The organism is Streptomyces panaciradicis, assembly GCF_023516615.1.
In the GTDB taxonomy this organism is placed as follows: Bacteria; Actinomycetota; Actinomycetes; order Streptomycetales; family Streptomycetaceae; genus Streptomyces; species Streptomyces panaciradicis.
In genome coordinates, this window is record NZ_JAMGBF010000133.1 from 13,021 (window position 1) to 29,884 (window position 16,864).

The following is a 16,864-nucleotide window of genomic DNA, read 5'->3' on the forward strand; positions in this document are numbered from 1 at the left end:
GGCCCTGCACACGCGCGTACCTGTGACAATCGGGGCCATGGAAAGCAGCAGTCCCACGACGGGTGGCAGCACGCGCCGCGAGGCCACCCGGCAGAAGCTCTACGAGGCGGCCGTCACGCTCATCGCCGAGCAGGGGTTCTCCGCCACCACCGTGGACGAGATCGCGGAGCGGGCCGGGGTCGCGAAGGGCACCGTCTACTACAACTTCGCCAGCAAGTCCGTCCTCTTCGAGGAGCTGCTGCGGCACGGCGTCGGGCTCCTGACCGCCTCGCTGCGCCAGGCGGCCGAGCAGACCGCGCGGGACGGCGGCGGCAAGGTCGACGCCCTGGACGCGATGATCCGGGCGGGCCTGGTGTTCATCGAGCGCTATCCGGCCTTCACCCAGCTCTACGTCGCCGAGCTGTGGCGCACCAACCGGGCCTGGCAGTCCACGCTGATGGTGGTGCGCCAGCAGGCGGTGGCCGTCGTGGAGGACGTGCTCCGGGACGGCGTGGCGGCCGGCGAGTTCAGCGAGGAGATCGATGTGCCGCTGACCGCGTCGGCCCTGGTCGGCATGGTCCTGGTGGCCGCCCTGGACTGGCAGTCCTTCCAGCCGGAGCGCTCCCTGGACGACGTCCACGCGGCGCTGTCCCGGCTGCTGCAGGGCCGGGTCAGCGGCCGCGACCGGGACTGACGCACGACGAAAGCGCCGGTCCGCCGTGGCCGCGTCCCCCGCGGGCCACCTCGAACCGGCGCTCTGTCGTGCTCCCCCCGTCGGGACCCCCGTTGCGGTCGTTCCCTCGGGTTCCCCCGTGCCTCGCTCCCGCCGACCTCGGCCGGCGGAAGGAGCGGATCGTGGGCCGCTCCGTTCCGGCGCCCCGTGTCGCCGGTGCCGCAGCCGCGCCCCTCTCCGTGCCTCCACCTTCTCGTTCGCGCAGGTCCGCCCCCATCCGCGCGCGTACTCATCTCGCCCACTAGGTACGGATACTCAGCTCTGCGTGCTCATCCCCAGGACGCGGTGCCGCCCACTGGTTACGATCGCGTCCGTGTCCGTACTCCCTCTCGTCTTCACCAGCGGCTGGGCCAGCGGCATCAACGCCTACGCCGTGGTGCTGCTGCTCGGCGTGTTCGGTGCCACCGGGATGAGCGACGACGTCCCCGGGGCGCTCCAGCGGCCCGAGGTCCTCGTCCTTGCGGGCGTGCTGTTCCTGTGCGAGGCGGTCGCCGACAAGATCCCGTACGTCGACTCGGTGTGGGACTCGGTGCACACCGTGGTCCGCCCCGTCGCGGGCGCCTGGGTCGGTGCGCTGCTCGCCGGGCAGAGCGGTTCCCTGAACGACGTGGTCGCGGGCCTGATCGGCGGCTTCACCGCGCTGGCCAGCCACACCGTCAAGGCCGGGACGCGGATGGCGGTCAACACCTCGCCGGAACCGTTCAGCAACATCGTCATCAGCATCGCCGAGGACCTCGGGGTCGGCGCGATCGTGACGTTCGCGATGTTCCACCCGGTCGCGGCGGCCTCCCTCGCCGGCGCGCTGCTGCTGACCGGTCTGGTGGTGCTGGTCTTCCTGGTCTCCCGGATCCGGCGTTTCCTGCGGCGCAGGGCCCAGCGGCGGGAGGAACGGCGGCTCGCCGCGCAGCCGGAACCGCCTCCCGTTCCGTGACGGTCGGTGGCGGTCGATAAAGTCGCGGTCATGGGACGGATTGCGGTGATCGGCGCCGGGCTGGGCGCGATGGCGGCCGCCGCCCGGCTGGCCGTCGCGGGCCACCGGGTGACGGTGTACGAGCGTACGGAGACGTACGGCGGCGCGGTGCGCCGGTTCGAGCGCGACGGCTTCGGCTTCGACACCGGTCCCGGACTGCTGACCCTGCCCGCCGTCTGGCGCGATCTGTTCGTCAAGACCGGCAAGGAGCCGCTGGAGGACCGCGTCGAGCTGGTCCAGGTCGACCCGTCCTCCCTGCACGTCTTCGCGGACGGCACGCGCGTCCGCCTGCCCAACGCCTCGCGCGCGGGCGTCGTCGCCGCCCTGGACGAGGCGCTCGGGGCGCCCGCGGGCGAGCGCTGGGGCGACTTCCTGGTGCGGGCCCGCGAGGCCTGGGACCGCACCCGGCGGCCGCTGCTGGAGGAGCCGCTGTGGCCCAACTGGTCGGTGCTGGCCGAGCGCGAGCCCTATCCGGCGGTGGCGCACAAGCGGCTGCTGCGCACCCGGCGGGCGAGCACGCTCGGTGAGGTCGGCGCCTTCGAGCTGCGGGAGCCCCGGCTCACGGCGCTGCTGGAGGGCCACGCCCTCGCGTACGGCCTCGATCCGCGCGTCACCCCGGCGAGCGCGGCCGTCCTGCCGTACATGGAGCACGCCTTCGGCGTCTGGTATGTGCGCGGCGGCATGCGGGAGTTGGCGCGCGCCGTCCACGAGCGGTGCCTGGCGCGCAGGGTCGAGTTCCGTTTCGGCGCCGAGGTGACGGGGGTGCTGGAGAAGGACGGCCGGGCGACGGGGGTGGAGCTCGCGGACGGGACGGTCGAGGAGGCGGACTTCGTGGTCGCCGGAGTCGCGCCCGGGACGCTGAGCCGTTGTGTACGGGGTTCGGCCGTCCGGGCCGACGGCGAGGTCCCGCCGCGGCGCGGTCTGCCGAGCCGTCTCACGGTGCTGCTGGCGCTGCGCGGCGGCCGCCCGGAGGGGACCGCGCACCGGACCGTGGTGCACGCGGCCGACCGGCAGGCCGAGTTGGACGCCCTGTTCGGCACCCCGGCGGCGCTGCCGGACCGCCCCACGCTCACCGTCCTGCGCCCCGACGACCCGCGGCTGGTCCCGGATGCCGGCCACGAGGCGGTCACGCTCACCGCGGTGGTCCCGGCCCGGCCCGAGGGAAGCCGGGAGGACTGGGCCGCTCTGGCCGAGAAGCTGATCACCGTCGCCGAGCGGGCCGTACCGGATCTGCGCGAGCGGCTGCTGTGGCACGAGGTGCGCTCCCCGGCCGACATCGCGGAGGCGACCGGCGCCGAGGGCGGCGCCGTCCCGCCGCCGGCGCTCGCCGCGGGCGAGGGCGGCCTGCTGCACCCGGCCAACACCACCGCCGTTCCCGGCCTGTTCACCGTCGGCGGCTGGTCGCACCCCGGCGGCGGGCTCCCGCACGCGGGCATGTCGGGCGCGCTGGTGGCCGGACTGATCGTGGAGGGGCCGGAGTTCCGGGGCTCGCAGTGACCGGCCGGTGCTGAGGGGTCCTCAGAAGCGGTACTGCTCGTCGTACCCGGCGCCGCCCTGCTGCTGGCCGTCGCCCTGGTACGGGTACTGCTGCTCGGGCGGGAGTTCGCCGCCGTAGGTCTCGTCGGTGCGCTGCTGCGGGACCCAGACCCCGGCGGACGGCGTCTCGCCGTACCCGCCGGTGCCGTACTGCTCCTGGCTGTAGCCCTGCTGGCCGTACTGGTCGTAGCTCGCGTCGTAGCCGCCGCCGTACGTCTGGGTGCCGATGTAGGGATCGGAGTAGGCGGCGTACTGCTGCTGGCCGGTGGTGTCGTAGCCGTACTGCTGCTGGCCGTAGCCGGAGTAGTCGTAGCCGTAGCTCTGGTCGGCGCCCTGGGCGGCCGTCGCGTACTGGTCCTGGGCCTGGCCGGCGTTGGCGTACGACGGGTCGGCGGCGGCGTACGAGGTGTCGCCGTAGATGCCGTAGGAGCCGGTGTCGTCGGGCAGGGGCTGCGGCTCGTAGACGGCGGTGGTCTCGGCGGCCGCGGGGCGGGCGGGGGTGAAGACGTCGTCGCGGTCGTAGTCGTCGTCCGCGCCGTAGGAGGCGGGGTCCTGGGTGTAGGCGGCGCGCTCCGGGCCGTAGTCCGTGTCGGCCTCCGGCTCCAGCTCGGACACCTCCAGGGTCGGGTCGCGGCGCTCCGCCTTGCCGCGACGGCCCTTGAGGCCGGCGCCGAGACCGTCGCCCTCGGGGCGCTTGACCGCCCAGCCCGCGGAGAAGCCGCGGCGGAACGACAGCGTGACGAAGGTCTGCCCGACCGCGAACGCCGCGGCGCCCAGGCCGATGACGATGACCGAGGGGATCAGCACGCCGAGCACGACGCCGAGGAATCCGGCGAAGGCGAGCAGCCGCCAGCGCAGCCGCGCCTTGTACTGCAGCAGCACCTCGCCCAGCAGCCACAGCGCGACGATGCCGAACGCGATGTAGAGGACCGTCCAGCCCATGTACGCCCCTCTCCCAGTCGCCGCTACGCAGTGTGTCGTATACCCGTGCGGCCGGTCTAGGCCTGCGGGGGGTGATGCAGGCCCAGGTTCTCGTAGATTTCCAGCGTCGCCGTGGAGTTGTTGAGCGTGATGAAGTGCAGTCCGGGCACTCCCTCGTCCAGCAGTCGCGCGCAGAACTCCGTGGCGAATTCGATGCCAATGGAGCGTACAGCGGCCGGATCGTCTTTTGCTGTGAGGATCCGCTCTTTCAGGACGGAAGGGATCCGGGCGTTGCTGAGCTGCGGCAAACGCTGCAGCATCTTCACACTCGTGACCGGCATCACTTCCGGGATGACGGGGGTCGCGCAGCCCGCCGTGGCCACCCGGTCGCGCAGTCGCAGGTACGACTCCGGCTGGAAGAACATCTGCGTGATGGCGTAGTCGGCGCCGGCCCGGCACTTGTCGACGAAGCGGGCGACGTCCGTGTCCCAGTCGGCGGAGCGCGGGTGCATCTCCGGGAAGGCCGCCACGCCGACGCAGAAGTCGCCCGACTCCTTGATGAGCTGGACGAGTTCGGCGGCGTAGGTCAGGCCCTGCGGGTGCGGAACCCAGTCGGCCATGGGGTCGCCGGGCGGGTCGCCGCGCACGGCGAGCATGTTGCGGATGCCGGCGTCCGCGTACTGGCCGATGATGTTGCGCAGCTCGGCGATGGAGTGGTTGACGGCGGTGAGGTGGGCGACCGGCGTCAGCGTGGTGTCGGCGACGATCTGCTCGGTCTCCTTGACCGTGCCGGCGCGCGTGGAGCCGCCGGCGCCGTACGTCACGGAGACGAAGTCGGGAGCCACCGCCTCGACCCTGCGCAGCGCGCTCCACAGGTTCCGCTCGCCCTTGGGGGTCTTCGGCGCCGAGAACTCGAAGGAGTACGTCGTCTTGCCCGTCGCGAGCATGTCGCGCACCGTACGTGCGCGATCAGTCCTGGTGGATGCGGTTCCGAGGGCCATACTGGCAGGTTAACCAGGGGCGCCCGGTCCCCCAACCGAGAGCCGGGAATTTGCCCGTTTTGCCGCGCTGTTGTCCACCCCTTGGACACCGGGGTCGCTCAGGGCCCCGTCAGGGCTGCCGCAGCCGCTTCGCGAAGTCCGCGGCGGCCGCACCGGGGTCGTCCGCCTCGGTGATCGCCCGCACGACCACGACCCGGCGGGCCCCGGCCTCGATCACCTCGTCGAGGTTGGCGAGGTCGATGCCGCCGATGGCGAACCACGGGCGGTCGGTGTTCAGGGCGGCGGTGTGCCGGACCAGGCCGAGCCCGGGGGCGTGGCGGCCGGGCTTGGTGGGGGTCGGCCAGCAGGGGCCGGTGCAGAAGTAGTCCACGCCCTCCTGGACGGCGGCCGCCTCGGCCTCCGCCTCCGCGTGCGTGGAGCGGCCGATGAGCACGTCCTCGCCGAGGATCACGCGGGCCGCGGGGACCGGGAGGTCGCCCTGGCCCAGGTGGAGGACGTCGGCGGCGGCCGCGTGGGCGACGTCCGCGCGGTCGTTGACCGCGAGGAGCCTGCCGTGGCGGGCGGCGGCCTCGGCGAAGACCTGGAGGTGCTCCAGTTCCTCGGCCGCCTCCATGCCCTTGTCGCGCAGCTGCACGATGTCGACCCCGCCCGCCAGGACGGCGTCCAGGAACTCGGGCAGGTCGCCCTGGGTCCTGCGGGCGTCCGTGCAGAGGTAGAGCCGGGCGTCGGAGAGCCGGGCGCGGGCGTCGGCGCCGGACGTGACGGGCATGCGGGTGTCCCCCGGGTGTGGATGGTGCACGGGCCGCGGCCCGGTGCGGCAGGCCGCGGTGGTCCGCGGCCGTGGCCTCACCGGCCACGGCCCGTGCTCCGGACGGTGTTCGGTTCGTTCTGGCTGGTTCAGACGGCGAGCGCCTGGGCCCGGCGCTTCACCTCCGTGCCGCGATTCTCGCTCAGGGCCTGCGCGGGCGTGCCGGGCAGGCTCTCGTCGGGCGTGAAGAGCCACTCCAGCATCTCTTCGTCGGTGAAGCCGTCGTCCCTCAGGAGCGTCAAGGTGCCCGACAGGCCCTTGACGACCTTCTGCTCGGCCCCGTCGATGAAGGCGGCGGGGACGTGCAGCGCGCGGTTCTCACCCCGGCGTACGGCGATGAGCTGGCCGTCCTTGACCAGCTGCCGCACGCGCGTCACCTCCACGTCGAGCATTTCGGCGATGTCGGGCAGGGTGAGCCAGGCGGGGACGAGAGCATCGATCTTTGCGTCAATCTCGGTCACGGAATCAAGCCTGCCATCCGGGACCGACAGTCGGAAGTCGGGCCCGCCCGAGCAGTGGCGTCCGGGCTACGCCGTCGCCGCCTTCAGGGGCTTCGCCGGGTCGGCCAGCAGCGCCGCGTCCATCGGGGTGCCCGCCTCGATCAGCCGCCGTCCCTGGGCCAGGTCACGCGGCCTGCCGACGGCGAGCAGCGCCACCAGGCGGTCCTCGCGCAGCCAGCAGACCGACCAGGCCGGTCCGGCGGGGTCGCCCCGCCACACGGCCGCGTCGGCGGACGCGTGGTGCCCGGCGTACTGCACGAACCGGCCGAACTGCTCCGACCAGAAGTACGGGACCGGGTCGTAGACGGCCGGGGGTTCGTCGGTGGCCTCGCCGACGATGTTCGCGGCGACCGTGCGCGGGCCCTGGAGGGCGTTGTCCCAGTGGTGGACGAGCAGGCGCTCGCCGTACCGGGCGGAGGGGAAGGAGGCGCAGTCGCCGACGGCGTAGACGTCCGGCACCGAGGCGCGCAGGCGGTCGTCGGCCAGGACCTCGCGGTGCGCGCCGAGCTCGACGCCGGAGCCGGCGAGCCAGGCGGTGGCGGGGCGGGCGCCGATGCCGACCACGACCGCGCCCGCGGGCAGGCGTGTGCCGTCGTCGAGGACGACCGCACCGGGTTCGACGCGCTCCACGCGCGCGTGGGTGCGCAGCTCGACGCCGGCGTCCCCGTACCAGGCGGCCATCGGGGCGGCGACCTCGGCGGGCAGCGCGCCGGCGAGCGGCCGGTCCGCCGCCTCGACGACGGTCACCGCGCAGCCGGCCTCACGGGCGGCCGTGGCGAACTCGGCGCCGATCCAGCCCGCGCCGACGACCACGATGTCGTGCTGCCGGGCGAGCACGGGCCGCAGCCGTTCGGCGTCGTCCAGGGTGCGCAGCAGGTGCACGCCGGGCACGCCCTCGGCGCCGGGCAGCATGACGGGTTCGGCGCCGGTGGCCAGGATCAGGACGTCGTACGGGACGGGGCCGGCATCGGTGTCCAGCCGGTGCTCGGCGGGGCGCAGGCCCAGTGCCTCGCGGCCCAGGCGCAGTTCGATGCCGAGCGCCTCGAAGTCGACGTCGAAGGCGGAGCCCTCGGACTTGCCGAGCAGGACGGCCTTGGACAGCGGCGGCCGGTCGTAGGGCTGATGGGGCTCGGCGCCGATCAGGGTGACGGTGTCGGTGAAGCCCTGTTCGCGCAGCGCGACCGCGGTCTGCACACCGGCCATGCCGGCGCCGACCACGACCGCACGCCGCTGTGCCTGCGTCGTCTGCTCGCTCACCTGATCACCATAGACACTGACTACCCGTCAGTCAGGGGGCGTGCTCCGTGACCTGTTCCACACCGTCGGTGAGCGCGCCCGGCGGCCGGAGGCCGTCTTACCGAGGCGCGCGGGGCCGGGCTAGGGTGGCACCCGTACACGCACTCGCGGGAGCCCGGACGCACCGGGCTGAGAGGGAGGCTGGCGGCCTCCGACCGTACGAACCTGATCCGGGTCATGCCGGCGAAGGGAGGGGCTGGACGCCCATGTCGTCACGTACGTCAGACGTCCTCGTCATCGGGGGCGGAATCATCGGCCTGGTCACGGCCTGGCGGGCCGCGCAGCGCGGTCTTTCGACAGCCGTGGTCGATCCCAAGCCGGGCGGCGGGGCCGCCCAGGTGGCCGCCGGGATGCTGGCCGCCGTCACGGAACTGCACTACGGCGAGCAGACCCTGCTCGGCCTCAATCTGGCCTCCGCCCGCCGTTACCCGGACTTCGCGGCGGAGCTCACCGAGGTCAGCGGTCACGACGTCGGCTACCGCCGGTGCGGCACGCTCGCCGTCGCGCTCGACGCCGACGACCGCGCCCACCTGCGCGAACTGCATGCCCTGCAGCGGCAGTCGGGCCTGGAGTCCGAGTGGTTGTCCGGGCGCGACTGCCGGCGCCTGGAGCCGATGCTCGCGCCGGGCGTGCGCGGGGGGCTGCGGGTCGACGGCGACCACCAGATCGATCCGCGGCGCCTGGCGCACGCGCTGGTGGCCGCGTGCGAGCGGGCCGGCGTGGTGTTCCACCGGGTGTGGGCCGAGCGCTTCCGGGTCGCGCGGGACCGGGCCGCCGGCGTCGTCACGGCCGAGGGCACCGAGCTGGCCGCGGGACAGGTGGTGCTGGCGGCCGGCAGCCTCAGCGGGCGGCTGCCGGGGGTGCCGGACGACGTGCTGCCGCCGGTGCGTCCGGTCAAGGGGCAGGTGCTGCGGCTGACCGTGCCGAAGCGGTACGCGCCGTTCCTGAGCCGTACCGTGCGGGCGCTGGTGCGCGGCAGTCACGTCTATCTGGTGCCGCGCGAGAACGGCGAGCTGGTCGTCGGCGCCACCAGCGAGGAGCTGGGCTGGGACACGACGGTCACCGCCGGCGGGGTGTACGAGCTGCTGCGCGACGCGCACGAGCTGGTCCCCGGGATCACCGAACTGCCGCTGACGGAGACGCGCGCGGGTCTGCGCCCCGGCTCCCCCGACAACGCGCCGCTGCTCGGCCCGACCGAACTGCCCGGGCTTGTGCTGGCCACCGGCCACTACCGCAACGGCGTGCTGCTCACGCCGGTCACCGGCGACGCCATGGCCCAGGTCCTGGCCACCGGTGAACTGCCCGAAGAGGCCCGCCCGTTCACCCCGAAGCGGTTCGCGCGCGTGGAGCAGCCCGCATGAACGTCTCTGTCAACGGCCAGGCGCGCGAGTTCGCCCCGGGCACGGCCCTGGACACCGTCGTCCGCACCCTGACCCCGGCCGCCTCCGGAGTGGCCGCCGCCCTGAACGAGACCGTCGTCCCGCGCGCGCAGTGGCCCGCGACGCCCCTCTCCGAGGGGGACCGCGTCGAGGTCCTCACCGCCGTCCAAGGAGGCTGACCCATGGCCGACGATCCCTTCGTCATCGGCGGTACGTCCTTCACGTCCCGCCTGATCATGGGCACCGGAGGCGCCCCCAGCCTGGAGGTGCTGGAGCGCGCGCTGGTCGCCTCCGGCACGGAGCTGACCACGGTCGCCATGCGGCGGGTGGACGCCTCGGTGCACGGCTCGGTGCTGTCGGTGCTGACCGGGCTGGGCATCCGCGTCCTGCCGAACACGGCCGGCTGCTTCACGGCCCAGGAGGCCGTCCTGACCGCGCGCCTGGCACGCGAGGCGCTCGGCACCGACCTGGTCAAGCTCGAGGTGATCGCCGACGAGCGCACCCTGCTGCCCGACCCGATCGAGCTGCTGGACGCCGCCGAGACCCTGGTGGACGACGGTTTCACCGTGCTGCCGTACACGAACGACGACCCCGTGCTCGCGCGGAAGCTGGAGGACATCGGCTGCGCGGCGATCATGCCGCTCGGCTCGCCCATCGGCTCCGGCCTGGGCATCCGCAACCCGCACAACTTCCAGCTGATCACCGAGCACGCGCGCGTGCCGGTGATCCTGGACGCGGGCGCCGGTACGGCCTCGGACGCGGCGCTCGCGATGGAGCTGGGCTGCGCGGGCGTGATGCTCGCCTCGGCGGTGACGCGGGCGCAGGAGCCGCAGCTGATGGCCGAGGCGATGCGGCACGCGGTGGAGGCGGGCCGGCTGGCGTTCCGGGCGGGCCGCATCCCGCGCCGGCACTTCGCGGAGGCGTCCTCGCCGCAGGAGGGGCGCGCGCGTCTCGATCCGGAGCGCCCCGCGTTCTGAACGTACGTTCGATCAGATCCGGACGGCGGTGCGGGGTCCGTCACAGCTCGGCTGCAGTACCGCCCCGATCTCACCCGAACCGACGGCTCTGTCAGTCTCGGCTCGTACACTCACCTGCGTGGATACGACCCTTCAGGACCCATTGGTCGGGCAGGTGCTCGACGGCCGCTATCGCGTGGACGCGCGGATCGCGGTCGGCGGGATGGCCACGGTCTACCGGGCCCTGGACACCCGCCTCGACCGCGTGCTCGCGCTGAAGGTGATGCACCCCTCGCTGGCGGCCGACGGCTCCTTCGTCGAGCGGTTCATCCGGGAGGCGAAGTCGGTCGCCCGGCTCGCCCACCCGAACGTGGTGCAGGTCTTCGACCAGGGCACCGACGGGTCGTACGTCTACCTCGCCATGGAGTACGTCGCCGGGTGCACCCTGCGCGACGTGCTGCGCGAGCGCGGGGCGCTGCAGCCGCGCGCCGCCCTGGACATCCTGGAGCCGGTGCTCGCCGCGCTGGGCGCCGCGCACCGGGCCGGATTCGTGCACCGGGACATGAAGCCGGAGAACGTCCTCATAGGAGACGACGGCCGGGTGAAGGTCGCCGACTTCGGGCTCGTGCGTTCCGTGGACACGGTCACCAACACCACCGGGACCGTCCTCGGCACCGTCTCCTACCTCGCGCCGGAGCAGATCGAGCACGGCACGGCCGACCCGCGGGTCGACGTGTACGCGTGCGGTGTCGTCCTGTACGAGATGCTCACCGGCGACCGGCCGCACGAGGGGGACTCCCCGGCCACGGTCCTGTACAAGCACCTCCACGAGGACGTCCCGCCCCCGTCGGCGGTCGTCCCGGGGCTGCCGTACGCGCTGGACGAGCTGGTCGCCTCGGCGACCGCGCGCACTCCCGACGTCCGCCCGTACGACGCGGTGGCGCTGCTCGCGCAGACCCGCGAGGTGCGCGCCGCGCTCAGCGTCGAACAGCTGGACGCGGTGCCGCCGCGGGCGGTCCCGGCCGACCACCGGGACATCTCCGAGGACCGTACGAGCGTCATCCCGCGCGCGCTGACCACGCCCCGGCCGCAGCCGGTGAACGACGAGTCCGCGCTGCACCGCACCAGTCGGCTGGAGTCTCCCCCGCCGCTGCCGCCGCGCCCGCGCGAGGGGCGCTCCCGGCGCGGGCCGCTGGCGATCGTCGCGGCGGTGCTGCTGATCCTCGGCGTCGGCACGGGCGTGTGGTACATCAACTCCGGCCAGTTCACCAAGGTCCCGCCGGTGCTGGCGAAGACCCGGACGCAGGCCGAGAAGAAGCTGAGCGACGCCGGGCTGGACCTGGGGACGGTCAAGCACGCCTACAGCGACACGGTGGCCCGGGGCACGGTCATCAGCTCCGACCCGGAGCCCGGCGCCCGGGTCCGGGACAACGCCTCCGTGTCGATCACCCTCTCCGACGGCCCCGAGACCGTGAAGGTGCCCGACGTCCAGGGGCGGACCCTGGCCGAGGCCAGGGCCCAGCTCAAGAGGGGCGGGCTCGAGGCCGGCATGGTCACCCGGGAGTTCAGCGACAGCGTCCAGCGGGGCTCCGTGATCTCCACGGACCCGGCATCCGGCGTACGGCGGCACGCGGGCTCGGCGGTCGCGCTGACGGTCAGCAAGGGCAGCCCGGTGGACGTCCCGGACGTCACCGGCGAGGACCTCCAGTCCGCGCGGTCCGACCTGGAGGAGGCGGGCCTCACGGTGAAGGTCGCCGCCGAGCGGATCAACTCCGACTACGACAAGGGCCAGGTCGCCGCGCAGACCCCCACGGGCGACGGCCGGGCCGCCGAGGGCGACACGGTGACGCTGACGCTGTCGAAGGGCCCCGTGATGGTCGAGGTCCCTGACGTCACCGGTGACAGCGTCGACGACGCGCACAAGGCCCTGGAGGGCGCCGGATTCAAGGTCGACGAGGACCGCGGCCTGCTCGGCCTGTTCGGCGACACGGTCAAGGCGCAGTCCGTGAAGGGCGGCCAGACGGCGCCCAAGGGCTCGACGATCACCATCAAGATCCGGTGACGAAGGGCTGCCGCAGGCATGACACCCTGAACGGGTGAAGAGCCGGTACCCCTCCCTCCCCCGCAACCCCGTCGGCGGCCACGTGCCCGTGGCCGGCGGCCTGAACTCCGTCGGTCTGAGCTACGCCCGCGACCTCGGGGCCGAGACCGTGCAGGTCTTCGTCGCCAATCCGCGCGGCTGGGCCACGCCCGTCGGCAATCCGCGGCAGGACGAGGAGTTCCGCGCGGCCTGCGCGGCCGAGGCGATCCCGGCGTACGTCCACGCTCCCTATCTGATCAACTTCGGCTCCCACACCGAGGCGACGGTCGAGAGGTCGGTGGAGTCGCTGCGGCACTCGCTGCGCCGCGGGCGGGAGATCGGGGCGCTCGGCGTGGTCGTGCACACCGGCAGCGCGACCGGCGGCCGGGAGCGGTCCGTGGCCCTGAAGCAGGTGCGCGAGCATCTGCTGCCGCTGCTCGACGAGCTGACCCACGACGACGACCCGTTCCTGCTCCTGGAGTCGACCGCCGGCCAGGGCGCCTCCCTGTGCTCGCGGACCTGGGACTTCGGGCCGTACTTCGAGGCACTGGACGCCCATCCGAAGCTCGGCGTCTGCCTGGACACCTGCCACATCTTCGCCGCCGGGCACGACCTGACCGGCCCCGCCGGCATGCACCAGACCCTCGACCTGCTGGTGGACACGGTCGGCGAGGGCCGGCTGAAGCTGATCCACGCCAACGACTCCAAGGACGTCGTCGGCGCCCACAAGGACCGGCACGAGAACATCGGCGCCGGTCACATCGGCGAGGACCCGTTCCGCGCCCTGATGACGCACCCCGCCACCGAGGGCGTTCCGCTGGTCATCGAGACCCCCGGCGGCAAGGAGGGGCACGCGGCGGACGTGGAGCGGCTGAAAAAACTCCGGGATTCCTGACGTACGGAGGAATACCCCCCGGGGGTATGCGGTTCTGTCCGGTGCAGGCATCCGTCATCCGCCGTTGGGGGCAGACATGCAGCACGAGGCGCACACCGCACACCTCCACCACCACGAGGGCCACGAAACCCATGGGCACGGCCCCGCGAGCTGGTCCATGGCCGCGCAGGCCACCCTCCACTGCCTCACCGGCTGCGCCATCGGCGAGGTGCTGGGCATGGTGATCGGCACCGCGCTCGGCTGGGGCAACCTGCCGACCATGATCCTGGCGATCGTCCTCGCCTTCTTCTTCGGCTACTCGCTCACCCTGCGCGGCGTACTGAAGGCCGGCGTCGGCTTCCGCGCCGCCTTCCGGGTGGCACTGGCCGCGGACACCCTGTCGATCGCCGTGATGGAGCTGATCGACAACGGCGTGATCGTGCTGTGGCCGGACGCCATGGACGCCGGGCTCGCCGACGCGCTCTTCTGGATCTCGCTGACGATCTCCCTGGTGATCGCCTTCGTGGTCACCACGCCCGTCAACAAGTGGATGATCGGCCGCGGCAAGGGCCACGCCGTGGTCCACGGCCACCACTGAGCGGCCGGGGGCGGGCTCAGAGCTCGGGGCCCTCCCCCGGTTCCTCCTGGTAGGAGTACCGCTGCTCCTTCCAGGGATCGCCGATGTTGTGGTAGCCGCGCTCCTCCCAGAAGCCGCGCCGGTCGGCGGTCATGTACTCGATGCCGCGCACCCACTTCGGGCCCTTCCAGGCGTACAGGTGGGGCACGACCAGGCGCAGCGGGAAGCCGTGCTCCGCCGTCAGGAGCTCGCCGTCCTTGTGGGTGGCGAACAGGGTGCGGTCGGAGGCGAAGTCGGCGAGGCGGAGGTTGGAGCTGAAGCCGTACTCGGCCCAGACCATGACATGGGTGACGGCGGGGGCGGGCGGGGCGATCTCCAGGATCGCGGAGGCGGGGACGCCGCCCCACTCGGCGCCGAGCATGCTGAACTTCGTGACGCAGTGCAGATCGGCGACGACCGAGGTGTACGGCAGCGCCGTGAACTCCTCGTGGTTCCAGCAGTGCTTCTCACTGTCCGCGGTGGCGCCGAAGACCCGGAACTCCCAGCGCTCGGGCCGGAACTTGGGCACGGGCCCGTAGTGCGTGACCGGCCAGCCGCGCTGCAGGCGCTGGCCGGGGGGAAGCCCCGGGTGCACGGGATCTCCGGTTTCTCCTGATGCGCGTTCCACCGGCTGACCCATGTCTCCATCCTGACAGACCCGGGGCGATGCCCATGACCGGCCTCCGCGCGATTCGGGCAACTCCTACTAAGCGTGAACTTACTGGACGGCCTCGCACGCCGGTGCAATCATGCGGCGCAACCTGCCCGTTCCCCCGGTCGGAAGGAGCCTCTGCGATGCAGGGCGACCCCGAGGTCATCGAATTCCTCAACGAGCAGCTCACCGGCGAGCTGACCGCGATCAACCAGTACTTCCTGCACGCGAAGATGCAGGAGAACTTCGGCTGGACGAAACTCGCCAAGTACACCCGGCACGAGTCGTTCGACGAGATGAAGCACGCCGAGGTGCTCACCGACCGGATCCTGTTCCTGGAGGGGCTGCCCAACTACCAGCGGCTGTTCCACGTACGGGTGGGCCAGACCGTCAAGGAGATGTTCGAGGCCGACCGGCAGATCGAGGTGGAGGCGATCGACCGCCTCAGGCGCGGGATCAAGGTGATGCGCGACAAGGGCGACATCACGTCCGCGAACATCTTCGAGTCGATCCTCGAGGACGAGGAGCACCACATCGACTACCTCGACACCCAGCTGGAACTGGTGGAGAAGCTCGGCGAGGCGTTGTACATCGCCCAGCTGATCGAACAGCCGGAGAGCTGAGCGGGCCGGGCTAGGCCGCTTCGTCGAGGTCCGCGAGCCCGGCGAGGACCGGGCGGCCCTGGTCCGCCGTCTCGCGGCGCGAGCAGGCGCCCCGGCCGAGGATGGCCTGGATGCGGCGTACGCACGAGCCGCAGTCCGTGCCCGCCTTGCAGGCGGAGGCTATCTGGCGGGGGGTGCAGGCGCCGTCGTCCGCATGCTGCTGGACCTGCGCCTCGGTCACGCCGAAGCAGCTGCACACGAACACGCGGACTCACCTCCCGCCTAGATCACTAAGGATAACCTAACCTTACCCGGCGCCCGGGGGCCGCAAAAGAGGGAAGGGGCGCGGATCGCATGTGATCCGCGCCCCACTTCATGCCCTGGTGACGGGCACCGCCGTCACTGGTCCCGGTACATCTCCGCGACGAGGAACGCCAGGTCGAGCGACTGGCTGCGGTTCAGGCGCGGGTCGCAGGCCGTCTCGTAGCGCTGGTGCAGGTCGTCGACGAAGATCTCGTCGCCGCCGCCCACGCACTCGGTGACGTCGTCGCCGGTGAGCTCCACGTGGATGCCGCCCGGGTGGGTGCCGAGGGCCTTGTGGACCTCGAAGAAGCCCTTGACCTCGTCGAGCACGTCGTCGAAGCGGCGGGTCTTGTGACCGGAGGCCGCCTCGTAGGTGTTGCCGTGCATCGGGTCGGTGATCCAGGCGACGGTCGCGCCGGAGGCGGTGACCTTCTCCACCAGCTCGGGCAGCTTGTCGCGGACCTTGTCGGCGCCCATGCGCACGATGAAGGTCAGCCGGCCCGGCTCGCGGTCGGGGTCGAGGCGCTCGATGTACTGCAGCGCCTCCTCGGCCGTGGTCGTCGGACCCAGCTTGATGCCGATCGGGTTGCGGATCTTCGAGGCGAACTCGATGTGCGCGTGGTCCAGCTGCCGGGTGCGCTCACCGATCCACACCATGTGCCCGGAGACGTCGTACAGCCGTCCGGTGCGCGAGTCGACCCGGGTCAGGGCCGACTCGTAGTCGAGCAGCAGCGCCTCGTGCGAGGCGTAGAACTCGACGGTCTTGAACTCCTCCGGGTCGGTGCCGCAGGCCCGCATGAAGTTCAGCGCGTTGTCGATCTCCCGCGCGAGCTGCTCGTAGCGCTGGCCGGAGGGGGACGACTTCACGAAGTCCTGGTTCCAGGCGTGCACCTGGCGCAGGTCGGCGTAGCCGCCGGTGGTGAAGGCGCGCACCAGGTTCAGCGTCGAGGCGGACGCGTGGTACATCCGCTTCAGCCGCTCGGGGTCCGGGACGCGGGCGGCCTCGGTGAAGTCGAAGCCGTTGACGGAGTCGCCGCGGTAGGTCGGCAGGGTGACGCCGTCGCGGGTCTCGGTCGGTTTGGAGCGGGGCTTGGAGTACTGGCCGGCGATGCGGCCGACCTTCACGACCGGCACCGAGGCGGCGTAGGTCAGGACGGCGCCCATCTGCAGCAGCGTCTTGAGCTTGTTGCGGATGTGGTCGGCCGACACGGCGTCGAACGCCTCGGCGCAGTCGCCGCCCTGGAGGAGGAACGCCTCTCCCTTGGCGACGGCCGCCAACCGGGCGCGCAGCTGATCGCACTCGCCCGCGAAGACGAGCGGCGGATACGACTCGAGGTCCGCAACGACTGCGCGCAGAGCCTCAAGGTCGGGGTACTCGGGCTGCTGCGCCGCGGGCAGATCTCGCCAGGTGTTGCCAGCGCTCGCGCTGGTCTTAGCGTTCACGGTCACCCCCCAAACACTACGGGGTCGTGTCACGGCTCCAGGACCATGCCCAACAAATGAGACACCGCGTACACGGTACGGACATGGGGTAGGGTGCGTCGCATGTTCGCGCACTCGACCCAGAACTGGTGGTGGACCGCTCATCCGGCGGCCCACTGACTGCGCGTACGCAAGACTTCGCGAAGGCCGCCCGAGGGGCGGCCTTCGGCGTTTCC

19 protein-coding genes and 1 riboswitch are annotated in these 16,864 nt (G+C 72.3%); of the genes, 11 read left to right on the forward strand and 8 right to left on the reverse strand.

The genetic code is table 11. The features are described from left to right. Positions 1-37 precede the first annotated feature (37 nt). The 3 genes from M8J74_RS34105 to M8J74_RS34115 all read left to right on the forward strand — a co-directional run bounded on the left by M8J74_RS34105 (position 38) and on the right by M8J74_RS34115 (position 3,179). Positions 38-673, forward strand: coding sequence for a TetR/AcrR family transcriptional regulator (locus M8J74_RS34105; RefSeq protein WP_058928469.1), 636 nt, complete (start codon positions 38-40; stop codon positions 671-673). Positions 674-1,025: 352 nt separating this feature from the next. Beyond that, positions 1,026-1,643 carry a DUF4126 domain-containing protein gene (locus M8J74_RS34110; RefSeq protein ID WP_249840145.1) on the forward strand — a complete coding sequence of 206 codons (618 nt, stop codon included), beginning with the start codon at positions 1,026-1,028 and terminating at the stop codon, positions 1,641-1,643. A gap of 30 nt (positions 1,644-1,673) precedes the next feature. Further along, positions 1,674-3,179 (forward strand): phytoene desaturase family protein, encoded by a 1,506-nt coding sequence (locus M8J74_RS34115; RefSeq protein WP_249840146.1) that lies wholly within the window; start codon positions 1,674-1,676, stop codon positions 3,177-3,179. 21 nt (positions 3,180-3,200) lie between these two features. Here the strand turns inward: M8J74_RS34115 and M8J74_RS34120 are convergent, their stop codons facing one another. From M8J74_RS34120 to M8J74_RS34140, 5 genes are all read right to left on the reverse strand, one after another. After that, positions 3,201-4,160, reverse strand: coding sequence for an SCO2102 family sporulation regulator (locus M8J74_RS34120; RefSeq protein ID WP_249840147.1), 960 nt, complete (start codon positions 4,158-4,160; stop codon positions 3,201-3,203). 56 nt (positions 4,161-4,216) lie between these two features. Then, a complete protein-coding gene (gene metF / locus M8J74_RS34125; protein WP_249840148.1) occupies positions 4,217-5,140 on the reverse strand; it encodes a methylenetetrahydrofolate reductase [NAD(P)H] in 924 nt (307 codons plus the stop codon). A gap of 109 nt (positions 5,141-5,249) precedes the next feature. After that, positions 5,250-5,909 carry a thiamine phosphate synthase gene (gene thiE / locus M8J74_RS34130; RefSeq protein ID WP_249840149.1) on the reverse strand — a complete coding sequence of 220 codons (660 nt, stop codon included), beginning with the start codon at positions 5,907-5,909 and terminating at the stop codon, positions 5,250-5,252. Between the two features lie 128 nt (positions 5,910-6,037). After that, positions 6,038-6,409 (reverse strand): Rv2175c family DNA-binding protein, encoded by a 372-nt coding sequence (locus M8J74_RS34135; RefSeq protein WP_058925820.1) that lies wholly within the window; start codon positions 6,407-6,409, stop codon positions 6,038-6,040. 66 nt (positions 6,410-6,475) lie between these two features. Further along, positions 6,476-7,705 (reverse strand): NAD(P)/FAD-dependent oxidoreductase, encoded by a 1,230-nt coding sequence (locus M8J74_RS34140; RefSeq protein ID WP_372500353.1) that lies wholly within the window; start codon positions 7,703-7,705, stop codon positions 6,476-6,478. 136 nt (positions 7,706-7,841) lie between these two features. Beyond that, positions 7,842-7,953: riboswitch (TPP riboswitch) on the forward strand. On the opposite strand from M8J74_RS34140, the gene thiO reads away from it, so the two are divergent. The 6 genes from thiO (at position 7,951) to M8J74_RS34170 (ending at position 13,631) form a co-directional block, all read left to right on the forward strand. Continuing rightward, positions 7,951-9,105 carry a glycine oxidase ThiO gene (thiO, locus tag M8J74_RS34145; RefSeq protein WP_249840150.1) on the forward strand — a complete coding sequence of 385 codons (1,155 nt, stop codon included), beginning with the start codon at positions 7,951-7,953 and terminating at the stop codon, positions 9,103-9,105. Its footprint overlaps the riboswitch before it by 3 nt. Beyond that, entirely contained in the window at positions 9,102-9,302 is a 201-nt protein-coding gene (gene thiS / locus M8J74_RS34150; RefSeq protein ID WP_249840151.1) for a sulfur carrier protein ThiS, read from the forward strand. The genes thiO and thiS overlap by 4 nt, the downstream gene beginning before the upstream one ends. Positions 9,303-9,305: 3 nt before the next feature. Further along, positions 9,306-10,100, forward strand: a complete 795-nt coding sequence (locus tag M8J74_RS34155; RefSeq protein ID WP_249840152.1) for a thiazole synthase — start codon at positions 9,306-9,308, stop codon at positions 10,098-10,100. 118 nt (positions 10,101-10,218) lie between these two features. Beyond that, on the forward strand, positions 10,219-12,141 hold the full coding sequence (gene pknB / locus M8J74_RS34160; protein ID WP_249840153.1) for a Stk1 family PASTA domain-containing Ser/Thr kinase: 1,923 nt from the start codon (positions 10,219-10,221) through the stop codon (positions 12,139-12,141). 34 nt (positions 12,142-12,175) lie between these two features. After that, a complete protein-coding gene (locus tag M8J74_RS34165) occupies positions 12,176-13,054 on the forward strand; it encodes a deoxyribonuclease IV (protein WP_249840154.1) in 879 nt (292 codons plus the stop codon). A 76-nt stretch (positions 13,055-13,130) separates the two neighbouring features. Then, positions 13,131-13,631: a DUF4396 domain-containing protein gene (locus M8J74_RS34170; RefSeq protein WP_249840155.1), complete on the forward strand. Its 501-nt coding sequence runs from the start codon at positions 13,131-13,133 to the stop codon at positions 13,629-13,631. Positions 13,632-13,647: 16 nt separating this feature from the next. On the opposite strand, the gene M8J74_RS34175 is transcribed toward M8J74_RS34170, so the two are convergent. Beyond that, a complete protein-coding gene (locus tag M8J74_RS34175) occupies positions 13,648-14,289 on the reverse strand; it encodes a sulfite oxidase-like oxidoreductase (RefSeq protein WP_058925813.1) in 642 nt (213 codons plus the stop codon). A gap of 155 nt (positions 14,290-14,444) precedes the next feature. Here M8J74_RS34175 and bfr point away from each other — a divergent pair, with 155 nt between their 5' ends. After that, complete coding sequence (bfr, locus tag M8J74_RS34180; protein WP_133042876.1) at positions 14,445-14,924, forward strand: bacterioferritin; 480 nt, start codon at positions 14,445-14,447, stop codon at positions 14,922-14,924. 10 nt (positions 14,925-14,934) lie between these two features. Here the strand turns inward: bfr and M8J74_RS34185 are convergent, their stop codons facing one another. Together M8J74_RS34185 and M8J74_RS34190 are read right to left on the reverse strand one after the other, a co-directional pair. After that, positions 14,935-15,168, reverse strand: coding sequence for a (2Fe-2S)-binding protein (locus tag M8J74_RS34185; protein WP_249840156.1), 234 nt, complete (start codon positions 15,166-15,168; stop codon positions 14,935-14,937). A gap of 134 nt (positions 15,169-15,302) precedes the next feature. Beyond that, complete coding sequence (locus tag M8J74_RS34190) at positions 15,303-16,655, reverse strand: class II 3-deoxy-7-phosphoheptulonate synthase (protein ID WP_249840157.1); 1,353 nt, start codon at positions 16,653-16,655, stop codon at positions 15,303-15,305. A 96-nt stretch (positions 16,656-16,751) separates the two neighbouring features. Between M8J74_RS34190 and M8J74_RS45085 the strand changes: the two genes are divergently transcribed. Next, complete coding sequence (locus M8J74_RS45085; protein ID WP_071528813.1) at positions 16,752-16,808, forward strand: trp operon leader peptide; 57 nt, start codon at positions 16,752-16,754, stop codon at positions 16,806-16,808. Positions 16,809-16,864: the final 56 nt, after the last annotated feature.

Excerpts from the sequence above, each read along its gene's own strand:
- metF (WP_249840148.1), bottom strand. The coding sequence starts at position 5,140 with ATGGCCCTCGGAACCGCATCCACCAGGACTGATCGCGCACGTACGGTG.
- M8J74_RS34175 (WP_058925813.1), bottom strand. The coding sequence starts at position 14,289 with ATGGGTCAGCCGGTGGAACGCGCATCAGGAGAAACCGGAGATCCCGTG.
- M8J74_RS34105 (WP_058928469.1), top strand. The coding sequence starts at position 38 with ATGGAAAGCAGCAGTCCCACGACGGGTGGCAGCACGCGCCGCGAGGCC.
- M8J74_RS34115 (WP_249840146.1), top strand. The coding sequence starts at position 1,674 with ATGGGACGGATTGCGGTGATCGGCGCCGGGCTGGGCGCGATGGCGGCC.
- M8J74_RS34120 (WP_249840147.1), bottom strand. The coding sequence starts at position 4,160 with ATGGGCTGGACGGTCCTCTACATCGCGTTCGGCATCGTCGCGCTGTGG.
- thiE (WP_249840149.1), bottom strand. The coding sequence starts at position 5,909 with ATGCCCGTCACGTCCGGCGCCGACGCCCGCGCCCGGCTCTCCGACGCC.
- thiS (WP_249840151.1), top strand. The coding sequence starts at position 9,102 with ATGAACGTCTCTGTCAACGGCCAGGCGCGCGAGTTCGCCCCGGGCACG.
- thiO (WP_249840150.1), top strand. The coding sequence starts at position 7,951 with ATGTCGTCACGTACGTCAGACGTCCTCGTCATCGGGGGCGGAATCATC.
- M8J74_RS34155 (WP_249840152.1), top strand. The coding sequence starts at position 9,306 with ATGGCCGACGATCCCTTCGTCATCGGCGGTACGTCCTTCACGTCCCGC.
- M8J74_RS34170 (WP_249840155.1), top strand. The coding sequence starts at position 13,131 with ATGCAGCACGAGGCGCACACCGCACACCTCCACCACCACGAGGGCCAC.
- bfr (WP_133042876.1), top strand. The coding sequence starts at position 14,445 with ATGCAGGGCGACCCCGAGGTCATCGAATTCCTCAACGAGCAGCTCACC.